Annotated in this window: 15 protein-coding genes and 1 pseudogene; 15 read left to right on the top strand and 1 reads right to left on the bottom strand. The window is 59.2% G+C overall.

Going from position 1 to position 14,703, the window contains the following annotated elements:
• The first annotated feature begins 364 nt into the window (after positions 1-364).
• From traI to trbI, 11 genes are all read left to right on the top strand, one after another.
• Entirely contained in the window at positions 365-991 is a 627-nt protein-coding gene (traI, locus tag AC245Y_RS34970) for an acyl-homoserine-lactone synthase (RefSeq protein ID WP_020487172.1), read from the top strand.
• Positions 992-1,004: 13 nt separating this feature from the next.
• Positions 1,005-1,970, top strand: a complete 966-nt coding sequence (trbB, locus tag AC245Y_RS34965) for a P-type conjugative transfer ATPase TrbB (RefSeq protein WP_012760238.1) — start codon at positions 1,005-1,007, stop codon at positions 1,968-1,970.
• On the top strand, positions 1,960-2,340 hold the full coding sequence (locus tag AC245Y_RS34960; protein ID WP_012760239.1) for a TrbC/VirB2 family protein: 381 nt from the start codon (positions 1,960-1,962) through the stop codon (positions 2,338-2,340). Before trbB ends, AC245Y_RS34960 begins: the two co-directional genes overlap by 11 nt.
• Complete coding sequence (locus AC245Y_RS34955) at positions 2,330-2,629, top strand: conjugal transfer protein TrbD (protein ID WP_012760240.1); 300 nt, start codon at positions 2,330-2,332, stop codon at positions 2,627-2,629. Before AC245Y_RS34960 ends, AC245Y_RS34955 begins: the two co-directional genes overlap by 11 nt.
• Positions 2,630-2,638: 9 nt before the next feature.
• The gene (locus tag AC245Y_RS34950; RefSeq protein WP_017997450.1) at positions 2,639-5,086 is read left to right on the top strand and encodes a conjugal transfer protein TrbE; all 2,448 of its coding nucleotides are present in this window, start codon (positions 2,639-2,641) and stop codon (positions 5,084-5,086) included.
• Complete coding sequence (gene trbJ / locus AC245Y_RS34945; protein ID WP_017997451.1) at positions 5,058-5,858, top strand: P-type conjugative transfer protein TrbJ; 801 nt, start codon at positions 5,058-5,060, stop codon at positions 5,856-5,858. The genes AC245Y_RS34950 and trbJ overlap by 29 nt, the downstream gene beginning before the upstream one ends.
• 219 nt (positions 5,859-6,077) lie before the next feature.
• Positions 6,078-7,226 (top strand): P-type conjugative transfer protein TrbL, encoded by a 1,149-nt coding sequence (gene trbL, locus AC245Y_RS34940; RefSeq protein WP_050563565.1) that lies wholly within the window; start codon positions 6,078-6,080, stop codon positions 7,224-7,226.
• A 19-nt stretch (positions 7,227-7,245) separates the two neighbouring features.
• Positions 7,246-7,908, top strand: coding sequence for a conjugal transfer protein TrbF (locus AC245Y_RS34935; protein WP_012760245.1), 663 nt, complete (start codon positions 7,246-7,248; stop codon positions 7,906-7,908).
• Positions 7,909-7,924: 16 nt separating this feature from the next.
• Positions 7,925-8,746 (top strand): P-type conjugative transfer protein TrbG, encoded by an 822-nt coding sequence (gene trbG / locus AC245Y_RS34930; protein ID WP_012760246.1) that lies wholly within the window; start codon positions 7,925-7,927, stop codon positions 8,744-8,746.
• A 2-nt stretch (positions 8,747-8,748) separates the two neighbouring features.
• Positions 8,749-9,177 (top strand): conjugal transfer protein TrbH, encoded by a 429-nt coding sequence (gene trbH / locus AC245Y_RS34925; protein WP_017997453.1) that lies wholly within the window; start codon positions 8,749-8,751, stop codon positions 9,175-9,177.
• 14 nt (positions 9,178-9,191) lie between these two features.
• The gene (trbI, locus tag AC245Y_RS34920) at positions 9,192-10,472 is read left to right on the top strand and encodes an IncP-type conjugal transfer protein TrbI (protein WP_017997454.1); all 1,281 of its coding nucleotides are present in this window, start codon (positions 9,192-9,194) and stop codon (positions 10,470-10,472) included.
• Positions 10,473-10,497: 25 nt separating this feature from the next.
• Here trbI and AC245Y_RS34915 read toward each other — a convergent pair whose 3' ends face one another.
• Positions 10,498-11,208 carry an autoinducer binding domain-containing protein gene (locus tag AC245Y_RS34915; RefSeq protein ID WP_012760249.1) on the bottom strand — a complete coding sequence of 237 codons (711 nt, stop codon included), beginning with the start codon at positions 11,206-11,208 and terminating at the stop codon, positions 10,498-10,500.
• Between the two features lie 256 nt (positions 11,209-11,464).
• Between AC245Y_RS34915 and AC245Y_RS34910 the strand changes: the two are divergent.
• From AC245Y_RS34910 to AC245Y_RS34895, 4 genes and pseudogenes are all read left to right on the top strand, one after another.
• Positions 11,465-11,644 (top strand): annotated as a pseudogene (locus AC245Y_RS34910) (IS6 family transposase); the annotation flags it as partial.
• A 457-nt stretch (positions 11,645-12,101) separates the two neighbouring features.
• Positions 12,102-13,184, top strand: a complete 1,083-nt coding sequence (locus AC245Y_RS34905) for a hypothetical protein (RefSeq protein WP_026157739.1) — start codon at positions 12,102-12,104, stop codon at positions 13,182-13,184.
• Positions 13,181-14,092, top strand: coding sequence for a hypothetical protein (locus AC245Y_RS34900; protein WP_017997456.1), 912 nt, complete (start codon positions 13,181-13,183; stop codon positions 14,090-14,092). The genes AC245Y_RS34905 and AC245Y_RS34900 overlap by 4 nt, the downstream gene beginning before the upstream one ends.
• Positions 14,093-14,290: 198 nt before the next feature.
• Positions 14,291-14,497 carry a type 2 periplasmic-binding domain-containing protein gene (locus AC245Y_RS34895; RefSeq protein ID WP_210162204.1) on the top strand — a complete coding sequence of 69 codons (207 nt, stop codon included), beginning with the start codon at positions 14,291-14,293 and terminating at the stop codon, positions 14,495-14,497.
• Positions 14,498-14,703 lie beyond the last annotated feature (206 nt).

Raw genomic sequence — 14,703 nt, 5'->3', positions numbered from 1 at the left:
TTTCACCTCGCGACGGTTTTTCACCGATCATCGCGCATTTTCCGTCGCAAGGGTTGCAGTTCTCGCCTGAGTCGTCAAATGTTCTTTGGTTAACGAAAACTTAACGAATGACCCGCTGCCGGCAACCTGTTGCTGGCCTTCACCATATTTTTCATATGCTTAAGACGATCCCGCGGCCTCCAGCGCCCGTCTCTGTACCCGCAGTTTTGCGGGTGCGGCCCAATATGGGCCGACCGTCCCGGCGCCCAACCCGGCGTCACCATCGGCCCTGACCGATGCGCGACTCGCAGATTTGCGACTGGAACCAACCCGCCGCTTTCCGCAAACCAGCATCCGCAGACCAGCCTAATTGCGGAGTGGGATGATGAAGCTGATAGCACTCAAGACGACAAAATCGCGCAAGGACGCAGCACTTCTCGATCAAATGTACCGGCTGCGGTCGCGTGTTTTCGCCGACCGTCTCGCCTGGAACGTGTCCAGGTCCAACGGGCGGGAGCGCGATCAATTCGACGAATTCGGGCCGACCTATATTCTTGCCCTATCGGATGGCGATGTGGTGATCGGCTGCGCACGGCTGCTGCCGGCCATCGGTCCTACCATGCTGCAGCAGGTCTTCCCGCAGCTTCTTTCGGCAGGACGGCTCGACGCCGATCCGGCCATGATCGAAAGCTCTCGTTTTTGCGTCGATACCGCGGGTTCCCGTGGGGCCAGGGAAGGGGGCCTGAGCGACGTCACGTTCGGCATGTTCGCAGGCATCCTCGAATGGTGCCTCCATCACGGTTACCGCGAAATCGCAACAGCCACCGATGTTCGCTTCGAGCGAATCTTGCGGCGCGCCGGCTGGCCGATGCAGCGCCTTGGTCAGCCGATCATGATCAACGAGACGCTGAGCGTGGCCGGCATCCTGCCGGTCAAGTGGGAGAACTTCGAACGGGTCCGACCGCACGCCTACCGCTCCGCATTCGGTGCGCGGCGCCAGCATGCGGCATAAGCAGGCAGCCGCGATGTCGATACCCAACCTGGCGCTGCCGCGCCTTATCCGCAAACTCGAAGACGCCCTTGGCGAGGAACTTTGCCTTGCCCTCAACGACCCGAGCGTCGTCGAAATCATGCTGAACCCCGACGGAAATCTGTTCGTGGAGCGTCTGGGACGCGGGATCGTCCATACCGGCCAAATGGACAAGCGCGCCGCCGAGGTCGCCATCGGCTGCGTTGCACACGTGTTGAATACCGAGGTGGGCGACCGAAAGCCGATCGTCTCCGGTGAACTGCCCCTTGGCGGCCATCGTTTCGAGGGCCTGCTGCCCCCGATCGTCCCCGCGCCGTGTTTTTCGATCCGCCGGCGGGCGTCGCAGCGCATCCGGCTCGAAGACTATCTGACAAGCAGCGCCATGACGGCCGGTCAGGCCCTCATGATCCGCCAGGCGATAGATAAGCGGTGGAACATGGTCATCTGCGGGGGGACAGGGTCCGGCAAGACGACCCTGACCAATGCTGTCGTCGCAGCGATCGCCGAGCAGGCTCCGAACGACCGATTGGTCATTCTGGAGGACACGGTCGAGATCCAATGCGCCGCCAGCAACGCGGTCGCATTGCGCACAAGCGATCGTGTCGACATGGCGCAACTCCTGAAGAGCACGATGAGATTGCGGCCGGACAGGATCATCGTCGGCGAGGTTCGCGACGGCGCAGCGCTCACTCTGCTCAAGGCCTGGAACACGGGCCATCCCGGGGGCGTGGCGACCATCCATTCAAATACCGCGCAATCGGCGCTTCGACGGCTGGAGCAACTGACCGCCGAGGTGAGCAGGCAACCGGTACAAGCAGTCATAGGCGAGGCAGTCGACCTGATCATCTCGATCGATCGAACCCCAAAAGGCCGCCGCGTCAGCGACATCCTGCGCGTTCATGGATTTATAGGCGGCGAATATCAGCTCGAGACTCGTGGAGACCTGCAGCATGCGGCTTGAACGCTCGATAGACCTCGCCGCCATCGCGCTTGTATTGGCCTTCATCCTTGCCGACCCGGCTTGGGCAAGTTCGGGCGGCGGCCTGCCCTGGGAAGATCCTCTTCAACAAATCCAAGAATCGATCACCGGTCCGGTTGCCGGGTTTATCGCGCTTGCTGCTGTCGCAATCGCAGGCGGCATGTTGATCTTCGGCGGAGAACTCAACGACTTCGCACGCCGGCTCATGTACGTGGTGCTCGTTGCCGGCATTCTGCTTGGCGCGACCCAGATCGTCGCCCTTTTTGGCGCGACCGGCGCCTCTATCGGCATTGCCGATCACAAGCTGAAGGCCCGCGATGGCGAAGAGGGGAGGGCAGGTAATGGCGGTTGAGGCGACCACCTTGCAGCGCAATCCCATACATCGCGCGCTTTCGCGCCCCAACCTCCTGATGGGTGCGGACCGGGAACTGGTTCTGATCACGGGACTTGCGGCGATCATCCTGATCTTTGTCGTCCTGACGATCTATTCCGCGCTGTTCGGTGCGGCGCTGTGGACCGTCATCGTCGCAGCGTTGAGAATGATGGCAAAGGCCGATCCGCTGATGCGACGCGTGTATATCCGCCACATGGCCTACAGACCCTCCTACAGGGCCACGTCCTCCCCCTGGCGACGTTACTGAGGGGCAAAGATGGTATCCCTTCGCGCTTTCCGGCACACGGCGCCGTCCTTCGCCGATCTCGTCCCCTACGCAGGGCTTGTCGATAACGGGATCATCCTGCTCAAGGATGGCTCACTGATGGCCGGCTGGTATTTTGCCGGGCCTGATTCCGAAAGCTCCACCGATTTCGAACGGAACGAGGTGTCGCGCCAGATCAACGCCATATTGTCACGTCTCGGGTCCGGTTGGATGATCCAGGTGGAGGCGGTGCGACTCGCAACGGTCGACTACGCCTCGGCTGGGAAATCGCATTTCCCCGATCGGGTGACGCAGGCGATCGACGAGGAACGACGAGCCCACTTCGAGCGCGAGCAGGGGCATTTCGAAAGCCGTCATGCCATCATCGCCACCTATCGGCCGACCGAGCAGCGTCGATCGAGGCTCAGCAAGTACATCTATTCCGACGAAGACAGTCGAAAGCAATCCTATGCCGACACCGTGCTCTTCATCTTCCGCAATGCGATCCGGGAAGTCGAACAGTATCTCGCCAATATCATTTCCATCAGGCGAATGCTGACCCGGGAGACCGCCGAGCGCGGCGGCGCGTGCGTTGCTCGCTATGACGAACTGCTACAATTCGTCCGCTTTTGCGTGACGGGCGAGAACCACCCTGTCCGACTTCCCGATATCCCAATGTATATCGACTGGATCGTGACCGCCGAGCTTCAGCACGGTCTTGCTCCCAAGGTGGAGGACCGTTTTCTCGGCGTGGTGGCAATCGACGGCCTTCCATCCGAAAGCTGGCCGGGCATCCTGAACAGCCTGGATGCGATGCCGCTTGGCTATCGATGGTCGTCGCGCTTCATTTTCCTCGACGCCGAGGAGGCGAGAGTACGCCTTGAGCGGACCCGCAAGAAGTGGCTGCAGAAGGTTCGACCTTTCTTCGACCAACTTTTCCAGACGCAAAGCCGTTCGGTCGACCAGGACGCAATATCGATGGTCGCCGAGACCGAGGATGCAATCGCACAAGCATCGTCACAGCTCGTCGCTTATGGATATTACACGCCGGTCGTCGTGCTGTTCGACAACGATGCGGAACGACTTAACGAAAAGACGGAAGCGATCCGGCGTCTCATCCAGGCCGAGGGCTTTGGCGCACGAATCGAGACGCTGAATGCGACCGACGCCTATTTGGGGAGCCTGCCTGGAAACTGGTATTGCAACATTCGCGAGCCGCTGATCAACACGCGCAATCTCTCCGATCTCATCCCGCTCAACTCCGTCTGGTCCGGAAATCCGCAGGCACCTTGCCCGTTTTACCCACCCGATTCACCACCGCTGATGCAGGTCGCGACCGGCTCGACGCCCTTTCGGCTCAACCTTCATGTCGATGACGTCGGCCATACCCTGGTGTTCGGTCCCACCGGCTCAGGAAAGTCGACGCTCCTTGCGCTGATCGCTGCACAGTTCCGCCGCTACGAGAACGCCCAGATCTTCGCCTTCGACAAAGGCCGTTCGATGCTGCCGCTGACACTTGCTTGCGGCGGCGATCACTACGAGATCGGCGGCGACGAAGACACCGGGCTCTCCTTTTGCCCGCTGTCCGAACTGTCGTCGGACGGCGATCGTGCCTGGGCGTCCGAGTGGATCGAAAGCTTGGTGGCGATGCAGGGCATCTCGATCACGCCCGATCACCGCAACGCCATCTCCCGCCAAATCGGCCTGATGGACGGGGCTCCGGGTCGGTCGATCTCGGATTTCGTCAGTGGCGTTCAGATGCGCGAGATCAAGGATGCTCTCCATCACTACACCGTCGACGGCCCGATGGGCCAGTTGCTCGATGCCGAGACCGACGGCCTCGCACTGGGGCTATTTCAGACGTTTGAAATCGAGCAGGTCATGAACATGGGCGAGCGCAATCTCGTGCCGGTGCTCACCTATCTCTTCCGCCGCATCGAAAAACGCCTCACCGGCGCGCCAAGCCTCATCGTCCTCGACGAGGCCTGGCTGATGCTCGGTCATCCCGTGTTCCGCGACAAAATCCGGGAATGGCTCAAGGTGCTGCGCAAAGCCAATTGCGCGGTGTTGCTTGCCACCCAGTCGATCTCGGATGCCGAACGCTCTGGCATCATCGACGTCCTGAAAGAGAGCTGCCCAACGAAAATCTGCCTGCCGAATGGGGCAGCCCGCGAGACCGGGACCCGCGATTTCTATGAGCGGATCGGCTTTAACCGACGGCAGATCGAGATCGTCGCGACCGCCATACCGAAACGGGAATATTACGTCGCGTCACCCGAAGGGCGCCGCCTGTTCGACATGGCTCTTGGCCCGCTGACGCTGTCGTTCGTGGGCGCCTCGAGTAAGGACGACTTGAAGCACATCCGTGCGCTTCATGAAGAACATGGCCCTGAATGGCCGCTGCACTGGCTCCACAAAAGAGGGATCAAGGATGCTGCATCGCTTCTCAAAGACGCATAGGCTTCTGATGGTCGCAGCCCTGTCAAGGGCGCTCGTTCTGCCTGATCCTGCAAACGCCGGCAGCGCGACGGGCGCTGCAACGGAATGGACACAACTTGCCAACAATGCCGAGCTGATCAAGTTGCTCGAAAGCTCCGGCGTCCAGGTCGAAAACCAGCTTACCCAGATCAGCCAGCTCGCCGAGCAGATCCAGAACCAGCTGAAAATCTACCAAAACATGCTGCAGAATACAGCGCAGCTGCCCAACCACATCTGGGGCGAAGTCGAGAGCGACCTCAAGCGCCTGCAGAGTGTCGTCTCGCAAGGGCAGGGGATCGCGTTTTCCATGGGCAACGCCGACGATATCCTCAAACAGCGCTTCCCGAGCTATGCGGATCTCAAGACCAGTCTGTCGGACGGGACGAGCTTCTCCTCGACCTATCAGTCTTGGTCCGACACCAACCGTGACACGATCGCGGGCAGTTTGAACGCCGCAAGCCTGACGGCGGACCAGTTCGAGACCGAAGAATCCACCATGGCCTCACTCCGCTCGATGTCCCAAAGCGCGGATGGGCAGATGAGGGCCCTGCAGGTCGGCCACCAGATCGCGGCGCAGCAGGTCGCCCAGATGCAGAAGCTGCGCGGTCTACTTTCCCAGCAAATGACGATGATGGGCACCTGGCTGCAGGCAAACCAGACCGACAAGGACCTGGCGCAGAAGAGAAGAGAGAAGTTTTTCGAACCCGCGGGAAGAGGAATCCCAGATGGACAAATGATGGAGCCGCGCTGGTGAGCCCTGTCGCGATCATTGCCTTCCGCGTGGGTACGGTTGGAGTGGCCACCGCAGCGGTCCTCATCATGGTGGACACACATTCCCATCCTGCCTCGACGACCGCGACAGCCGCCGAACAACGCCTGAGGATTTCTTTAAGCCGTTGACGAAACGGAATCTGAGGCAAGGACAGGAGATGCGGACAAGGTGGTAAACTCAGGACGAACACTCGGATTGATCATGCTTGCGATCGGCCTTGCGATCGTGGCGGTAGGGCCAGCCTTCGCCCAGCAAGGATCGGTGCTCTCGACGTTGGAAAACCAGGTGGTTAGTGCCGCGAAGGATTGGGAGTCGACGGTGTCACGGGCAGCTCGGTCGCTCTTTTGGATACTGGCTGGGATAGAAATTGGAATAGCAGCCGTATGGCTGGCGCTGCAAGCTGCGTCACTGGATAGTTGGTTCGCGGAACTCGTTCGCCGGATCATGTTCGTCGGTCTCTTCGCCTTTATCCTGGATCGGGGACCAGCCCTCGCCAAGGCGGTGGTGGACAGCCTATACCAGTTGGGCGCGGAAGGTGGCTCCGCTTCTCCGGCCGCGATCTTCGACGCTGGCATAGAGGTCGCGGACAAAATGTCCGAACAGGTTCAGTTCGGCCTCTTTGAGGACAACTCTCTGGCTATTGCCGCCGTCTTCGCCATGGTTGTTGTTGTCATCGCGTTCTCGCTCGTCGCCGCGGTGTTCGTCGCTGTCATCGTCGAAATGTATGTAGGCTTGTTGGCCGGCATGATCATGCTTGGATTAGGTGGTTCATCCTTCACCAAGGACTTCGCGGTCAAATATCTCGTCTATGCGTTTTCAGTCGGTATGAAGCTGATGGCACTGGTAATGATTGCGCGCATCGGCTCGGAGGTTCTCATCGGCTTGGCCGAGGTGTCGGTCGCGGCTGAACAGCAACTCATCACCAGCCTGGCGATCGCTGGCCTATCAGTTGTCGTCTTCATGATATCAATCTACGTCCCAAACATTCTGCAGGGTGTCGTCCAAGGCGTCTCCGTCAGCGGCGGCATGGAGGTGATCCGCCATGGCGGGCAGGCGGGATCATTCGCACTGGGCGCAGGGATTCTAGCTGGCGGTGGCGCCAGCGCGGGCTTTGCCGCCGCGCGTGCTGCGCGTGCCGAGGGTGCGTCCATAGCGGGCGCTGCCTTGCGCGGCGTGGGTGCGGGATTGAGCGCGACGGGCGAAGCGGTCGGATCCGCGGCCAAGGAAAAGGCGATCGGCTCACCCGGCGCCCATGCCAGCTCTCTTCTTGGCCTCGCCAATGCGAAACTCGATCAGGCGCAGGCACGCGGCGGTTTACGCCCGTCGCCGCTCCGCGACGACAAAAAATAATCACCGCAAGGATCGGTCGATGGCAATGCAACGCGCCCCTGAGAACCCATATCTCGCCGCCAGGCAGGAATGGAACGAACGATATGGTTCCTATGTCAGGGCGGCGGCGGCCTGGCGCGTTGTCGGCATGATCGCACTGGCAATGGCCGTGATCGGCTTCGTCTATGCGCTCTATTTGAGCACGCAGGTCAAACTCGTCCCCTATATCGTCGAGGTCGACAAGCTTGGGACCTCGGTCAGCGCGGGTTTTCCTCAGCAGATCGAATATGCCGACCCGCGGGTGGTTCGCGCCACGCTCGGTGGCTTCGTCACGAGCTTCCGGTCGGTGACGCCAGACGCCGTCGTTCAAAAGCAATACATCGATCGGACGTATGCGCTGCTTCGGACATCCGATCCGTCGACCGAGAAAATCAACGCCTGGTTCCGCGGCAATTCGCCGTTCGAGAAAGCCAAGAACGCGACAGTTGCGATCGAAGTCAGCAACATCGTCGCCCTCTCCAACCAGTCCTACCAGATCGACTGGACGGAGTTCGAGCGCGATAGGAAGGGAAAGGAAACCGGAACACGCCGATACCGCGGGATTGCGACCGTTACGCTGACGGCACCACAGGACGAGGGCGTGATCAGGCTTAATCCGATCGGTCTTTATCTGAAAGACTTCGAGTGGACCGCGCAGCTTTGAGGACAGGGATACGTCGATGAGAAGAGCAACATATCTCGCGGCCCTTGGCTGCGCCTGGGTCGTCGTCTTTGCGACAAACGAAGCCAAGGCGCAGAGCATGACCGCAAACGAAGCAAAGGGCGCGAACCTCTCAGGAAAGTGGCGCGGGGGCACGGGGCTCGTCACCAAGGGGGCGGATGGAAAGGTCATCTTCCTGTTTGGAGAAACTCAGCCGTCGGTGGTGTGTTCGCCGCTGCAGGTCTGCGACATCGAGCTTCAGGGCGGCGAGGTCGTTCGCGATGTGCTTGTCGGCGACACCGTTCGATGGAAGGTCGAACCGGCAACGTCCGGCGCCGCGGGCGGCCAGGCGATCCACCTCATCGTCAAACCGTCGGAACCAGGCCTCGTCACCTCCATGGTGGTGACGACCTCGCGCCGGACCTATCATATCCAGCTCAAATCACACACGAGCCAGTACATGGCGCGCGTCGGCTTCGACTATCCGGAGGATGTGTCGAGCAAGCTTGCCGATGTCAACGCCCGTCTCGAAGCTGGAAGGACGCCGGGAGCAGGCGTCCCGTCGGAGCAATTGACCTTCGCCTATTCGGTTAGCGGCAAAGCCTCGTGGAAGCCCATGCGCGTCTATTCGGACGGCCTGAAGACCTACATCCAGTTTCCCCGCTCGATCGCCGGTCAGGACGCGCCGGTGCTTTTTGTCGTCTCAGGCGGCCAAAATCGGGTCGTCAACTACCGTATGAAGAACGACATGATGGTAGTGGACTATAATATCGACCGCGCGGTTCTCATCTCCGGTGTTGGAAAGCACAAACAGAAGATCACCATTCGCAGGGGAGGGTGACCATGCGAAGCCTCCTACTATCCGTCATCGGGTGCCTGCTTGCAGGCTGCACGACCGCCACCGACGGCCCTACCGCTAGCTCAGTCTCGCGCGACCTCTCCGACCCTGCCGCCAGTGCGATCGCAGGCGACATGGTCGGTCGGCTTGCGGAACAGGTGGGCCCGGGGATCAACAAGGTCAAATGGAACGAGGACGCCACGCCCTTCGGGCAGGCCATGGAAGCCGCCCTGAAGGCATGGGGCTACGAGGTCGTGACGGAGCAGAAGCTCGACGAGACGAAACGCATGGTCGCGCTAACCTATGGCGTCGACGACCTTGAGGGGCAGGCGCTTGTTTCGATATCGGCAGGTTCGATTGAACTCGCGCGGGCTTACGCCACTAGCGCGACCGGCGCATCGCCGGCCAGCCCCGTCTCTGTCAGGCGCAATTAGGGGAGGAGAGGGGGGTGGTCCAATCGCTTCAGCTTGGCGGCGCTTCAAACAAGGACAGCAGCAACAAGCGGCTGAACCGCATCCCGATCATCATCGCCATCGCCCTGATCGTGCTCTTTCTCGGCGTGATCAGCTACGGTCTTTCGTCCCGCGGGTTTTATTTTCAAGGGGCGGATGGCATTGGTCAGGCCTCGAATGCGTCGGCCTCCACTTATGCCGATCAGCTGAAGCGAGGCGTCAAGGATGCCATCATCGGCGATCCCGAGCAGACACAGATCTATCAGCCGGCACCGGTCAGCAACAGGCAAGAGGAGAAGTCGCAACACACGGTCGAAACCGAAAAGACCGAAAGGGCGCGCAATAAGCCCGGTCTCGAGCCGGAGGAAGAATGGCTTGCCCGCCTCGGGCGTGAGCAGAAAGAGCAATTCCTGCGGGAGCGCCATCGCCAGCAAATGGCAAGTCTTCAAGCCAAAGCCGCAGCACTTGATTCACCACTTGCCGTCGATGTCAGTCTAAAGGATCTTTCCGCCGCCGATACGACGCAGGCGAATACCCAAAGCGCAAAAACACCTGGCGGGGCCTCAGACCTGTACGCCGCGGCGATGCAGGCAGGACTTTCAGGGCAAAACGGCGATCCCAACATGCAGTCAGCGAAAGAATCATTCTTCAACCAAGACATCAAGGATCTCGGCTATCTGCCGAACAAGGTGGTGCCTCAGATTTCACGCTACGAGTTGAAACGCGGTTCGGTCATCCCCGCCACGCTGATTACCGGCATAAGCTCCGATCTTCCGGGGCGGATTACCGCCCAGACAAGCCAGAATGTCTACGACAGCGCCACCGGCCACCAGTTGCTCGTCCCGCAAGGTGCCAAGCTCTTTGGCCGCTACGATCACAAGATCTCTTTCGGTCAGTCGCGCGTGCTGGTCGTGTGGACCGATATCATCTTTCCCAACGGCTCGACCCTTCAGCTCGGCGGCATGGCGGGGACCGACGCTGAAGGCTACGGCGGCTTTCGAGACCAAGTCGACCGACATTACCTTCAAACGTTCGGTTCGGCGGTTCTCATCGCTCTTATCGGCACAGGGGTCGATATGGCCATGCCGGAGAGTTCGACGGAGGATACCGCCTCGGACGCTGCCCGGCGGAATTTCGCGGATGTTTTCGGACGGTTATCCGAACGGAGCGTGGGCAAAAACCTCGACGTCCAGCCGACACTTCAGATCAGACCCGGCTACAAGTTCAACGTGCTGGTCGACCAGGACGTCGTTTTCCCAGGCCCTTATCGCAACTGATCTATACGCGCGCCAGCTAGGCCCGTCAGATCAGCCCGAACCGGCTTGCGACCGCCACGGCCTGTTTCTGGGTGTAGACGCCAAGCTTGGCCTTTACCCGATCGAGGTCCCAGCGCACGGTGTGATAGGTCAGGCCCGTCACATCGGCGATGGAGTGCATCGGAAGGCCTTCGGCCGCCCATCGCAGGCAAAGCGCCTCGCGATCGGAAAAGATGAAGTCCGGTCTTTGGGTCGGCGTGGTCGTACCCTGGAGCCGGGCATGGATCAGTGCCGCCGCGCCAGCTGCGCCGACCGTGTCGAGATCGTCCGGTCCCGAGGTCTCCAGGTGCCTGGCTGAGGCCAGCGTCAAGATGGCAAACTGGCCAAACCCCGTCCAGATGGGGATCGACAGACCTGACCGAATCCCGAATTCAGCCGCGGTATCGTAGAATTCCTTGATGCCATCGTCCGCGCGCCGGCGTTCGAAATCGGCTGACCACCTGAAAGCCCGCCTCAGTCGCTTGGCTGCGGTCACCACAGGATCGATGGCCATATAAGAACGGGAGAAATAGAGCGATTGCCATTCCTTTTGGTAGGTTGAAACGGCAAAGCTCTTTGCGGTATGGAGATTAAGGTAGGCAAACCGCTCAAATCCATGCGCTCGGGCAACGTCGCTCAATGCCGTCTTGAGGGAATGTTCGTTGGCGGCGGCGACCGTCGCGTCGATCAATCTGTCGAAAAGCGAACTTCCATGCATGGGATCACGTGCTCCCTGGAAATCTGACTGGCGGCCCGGGCAAGGCATCGGCGATGGCGTTCAGCAATGAGTATGTTCCTTGGTGATTTTCAAACTCAAACTGGACGTATTTGCGTGACGTCTGCGCTGATCGGTTTAGATGTGTCACAAATGTCCTGCAACCTGTTGGCGCCCCGAGCAACAAAACTTAATAATGTCGCTGTCTCGCCCCAAGCAGGCCGCGACGAGCTTGCGGCGCCCGCGGACAGCACCGTCCTCTGAAAATTCTCACGTGCCACTTCGAAAACGAGAACGAATGATACAGGGATTTCGATATACCGGCGGCTTGCAACGTTTCATCTCAGTCTTTTCAGCAGTCCGAAATCTCTTCGTCCCGCCGCACCAGAAACGCTCAGCCCTCGCCATCCACCTTCATCGGAAGCGGACGCCATTGTGAGGGCAAACGAAAAACCAGGCACCGCACACTGAAACGTTCGCGCCACTTCATGCTCGTTCACAGAGCCGGGCTCACGCCCGCCCTTACGTGCCTGGAACGTTTGCAGTTGTAGTAGCACAGGCCCGCGGTTGGGGCTTGCTTCGGGGATGGTGTGCTGGGTACTTGATCAGTTCGCCGATGGCGATCATGTGGAATTCGACCACTAGTATGCGGGAACCGTGTTGCCGATTGCCAGCAGCTGAAATCCGCCGTCGGCTGGTCCCCCCTATGAGTTTCGCTTGATCCCGTTGCTACGTGAATTCGATTTCAAATCAGGTATTTGCTTACCTGGTAATGCGTACTTGCCGCGCAGGCCGGACCTTGCACAGGGGGTTTTCATTTGTTTGCTGCGCAGTACATATAGACATTTTCGCGGATATGCGGCATAAGGGTAATATTTGCTGCGCAGGGAATATCTTTGGAACAGTCCATAGCTTTCGATATGTTGAGTGAGTTGACGGCTAGCCTCACGAAGGCAGGCGGGGAAATCACGTCCCAGCCCATGTTTGAGCCGCAGATGGGAAACTCTCACGCAGATTTCCTTATAGATGCGCGATTTTTTGATGCGCCTCTCAAACTTGTTGTCGAGGTCAAAAGATCAGCTTTTCCAAGAGACGTCAGGGAAGCAATCTGGCAGCTGAAGAAATACATTGCCGCCATGCCGCCAGGCAATTCCAGAGTTCTCCCCTTATTGATGGCCAATACCATTTCCCCAGGTGCACGTGCACTCCTGCGCGAGGAGAAGGTCGGTTATTTCGATCGTAGCGGCAGTCTCTATCTTTCGGCCGACAATCTCTTTGTTCTCGTCGAAAAGCCAGCCTCGAAGCAGCAGGCTCGATCGCTCAACAATCTGTTCGTTGGAAGTCGCGCACAGGCCCTCCATGCCGTCTGGACATTTAAGGACCAATGGTTCGGTGTGCATGAACTGGCCGAGCGGGCATCCGTATCTCCGACAACGGCATCCCAGGTTCTTATCGATCTAGAGCGCCGCGAATGGGTGAGCTCCAAGGGTGCCGGTCCATCGAAGGAAAGGATACTCTCCAATCCGCGCGCGCTACTTGACGAGTGGTCTTCCTATGTCGCTTCGATCAAGCCGAAGCCGCTCCGCTCGTACTATATGCGGATGACCAATATCGATGAGGCGATCCATGAGATTGACCGCATCTGCGATGAGACGGGAGTTCGCTACGAAATTTCCGGGCTCATGGCCGGGCAGATCCATGCACCGCACCTCTCGAAAATATCCCAAATCCATTGTCGCATCGATCATGGCGGCGAAAGCCTTCTTCGAAAACTGGGAGCAAAGGCCGTCAAAGAGGGTTGGAATCTGGGAGTTATAGACTCTAATCCACGGCATGACTTTCTGTTTCGCCAACGGGTCGGTCATGTCTGGGTCACAGATCCACTTCAAACTTACCTCGACCTCCTGCAGCTTGACAGCGGTCGCTCGAAGGAACTGGCCGACCATCTTCGGCTGACAAAACTCGCGGTACCCGAATGACAAAGCCCCAGATACTGACTGAATACAGTGCCGATGTTACCCGCGACTGCGAGCGCGTCCTGGTTACGCTCTTCAGCGGCCTCGGCCCCTGGCGTGATTCCGTCTTTCTGGTCGGTGGGCTTGCACCGCGCTACATCGTCACCAAGAGGCCGCCTGACGTCCCGCCTCATGCAGGAACCGGCGATATCGATGTCGTCGTCGATCTGTCGATCCTCGCCGACACCGAGGCATACCGGACGCTCGAGCAGAACCTCAAAAAAATGGGTTTCGAGCGTGCGCGAAATGACAAGGGCAATAAGGTCAACTGGCGTTGGCAGACCATGACCGAGCACGGCATTCTCGTCATTCTGGAGTTCTTGGCAGACGATCCGAAGCTCCGGGGTGGCGCATTGCAGGAACTGCCGACGGAAGGAAATGTTTCTGCGGTGAATATCCCTCACGCGTCGCTCGTGTTCGGGCACCACGATCGGATGGAAGTCACCGCTGATCTGTTGGGTGAAAAAGGCCGCTCGACAGAATCCATCCCCTACGCCGATATCGTGGCATTCACATGCCTCAATGTGTTTGCCTTTGATCACCGGCGTGAGCGCAAAGATGCGCACGATCTCGTCTACTGCCTCGAACACGGAGAAGGCGGGCTCGCCGGTGCAATCGCCAAATTCCAAGAGGCTCTGAAGGGAAGCGATCGGGAGGTCATCGAACGTGCACTGACGATATTGCTCACCCGTTTTTGTGATCCGGAGCCAGACGAAGGCTACCTGCGCGAAGGCAACGTTGCCGTGGCGCAGTTCGAAATTGAAGGTGCTGCAGACGACACGGAAATCAGAGAAGCCCGGATTTTGCGCCAGCGTGCCGTCAATGACCTCATGCTCGAGTTTTTAAGCGCGCTTGATATGGCGTTCAAGTGATGCTCGGAGCGCGGGATCTCGTTACTTGGATGAAGTTATCAGGTGTAGGCCTCTCACATCGTTCAAGGCGGGCATTTTGCACGGCTCGATGATCGTTGTCTTCGATAGCCCCAACCTCTCGCCCTGGCTGCCCAGGCTGCTGGTATCGTCGCCGGACGCTGCCGTCGACGCAGCATTGACAGTATCGGCGCAACCGTCGTGCTGGAGCACGACGCCGATGCTGCTATCAAAGCGGGAAAGCTGACCTATATCTTGCAAGAGTATGAAGTTGAAGCGATCCCGGTTCACATCGTCCATCTTACCCGAAACAACATGCCTTTAAAGCGACGTCGGTTCATTGACTTCGCTGTGCCTAAGCTGCGAGAAGCGCTTGGTGAATTTGGGCGCGTTCCTCAGATAGAATAGCGGCCGCCCGCTCAGTTCCCTGCCCGTTGTGTAAGACGAGTCTTCGCTTGCTAGAAACAGCACAGTCTTTGCGAATTCGGCCGGCTCGCCGAAGCGCTCAGAGCGATCTTCTAGGCGATTGCGGGCGACAGTGTAAGCATTTAGCCGATTTCAGTGACAGGCCGTAGGTTCTGATCTCTTCAAGGCGAAGAAGCTGGTCCGGCATC

Source organism: Rhizobium sp. SRDI943, from assembly GCF_057653695.1.
This window is presented reverse-complemented; position numbering and strand designations above follow the sequence as displayed.

Bases quoted from the DNA above. Each gene is read 5' to 3' on its own strand.
- traI (WP_020487172.1), top strand. From the start codon at position 365: ATGAAGCTGATAGCACTCAAGACGACAAAATCGCGCAAGGACGCAGCA.
- trbB (WP_012760238.1), top strand. From the start codon at position 1,005: ATGTCGATACCCAACCTGGCGCTGCCGCGCCTTATCCGCAAACTCGAA.
- AC245Y_RS34960 (WP_012760239.1), top strand. From the start codon at position 1,960: ATGCGGCTTGAACGCTCGATAGACCTCGCCGCCATCGCGCTTGTATTG.
- AC245Y_RS34955 (WP_012760240.1), top strand. From the start codon at position 2,330: ATGGCGGTTGAGGCGACCACCTTGCAGCGCAATCCCATACATCGCGCG.
- AC245Y_RS34950 (WP_017997450.1), top strand. From the start codon at position 2,639: ATGGTATCCCTTCGCGCTTTCCGGCACACGGCGCCGTCCTTCGCCGAT.
- trbJ (WP_017997451.1), top strand. From the start codon at position 5,058: ATGCTGCATCGCTTCTCAAAGACGCATAGGCTTCTGATGGTCGCAGCC.
- trbL (WP_050563565.1), top strand. From the start codon at position 6,078: ATGCTTGCGATCGGCCTTGCGATCGTGGCGGTAGGGCCAGCCTTCGCC.
- AC245Y_RS34935 (WP_012760245.1), top strand. From the start codon at position 7,246: ATGGCAATGCAACGCGCCCCTGAGAACCCATATCTCGCCGCCAGGCAG.
- trbG (WP_012760246.1), top strand. From the start codon at position 7,925: ATGAGAAGAGCAACATATCTCGCGGCCCTTGGCTGCGCCTGGGTCGTC.
- trbH (WP_017997453.1), top strand. From the start codon at position 8,749: ATGCGAAGCCTCCTACTATCCGTCATCGGGTGCCTGCTTGCAGGCTGC.
- AC245Y_RS34915 (WP_012760249.1), bottom strand. From the start codon at position 11,208: ATGCATGGAAGTTCGCTTTTCGACAGATTGATCGACGCGACGGTCGCC.
- AC245Y_RS34900 (WP_017997456.1), top strand. From the start codon at position 13,181: ATGACAAAGCCCCAGATACTGACTGAATACAGTGCCGATGTTACCCGC.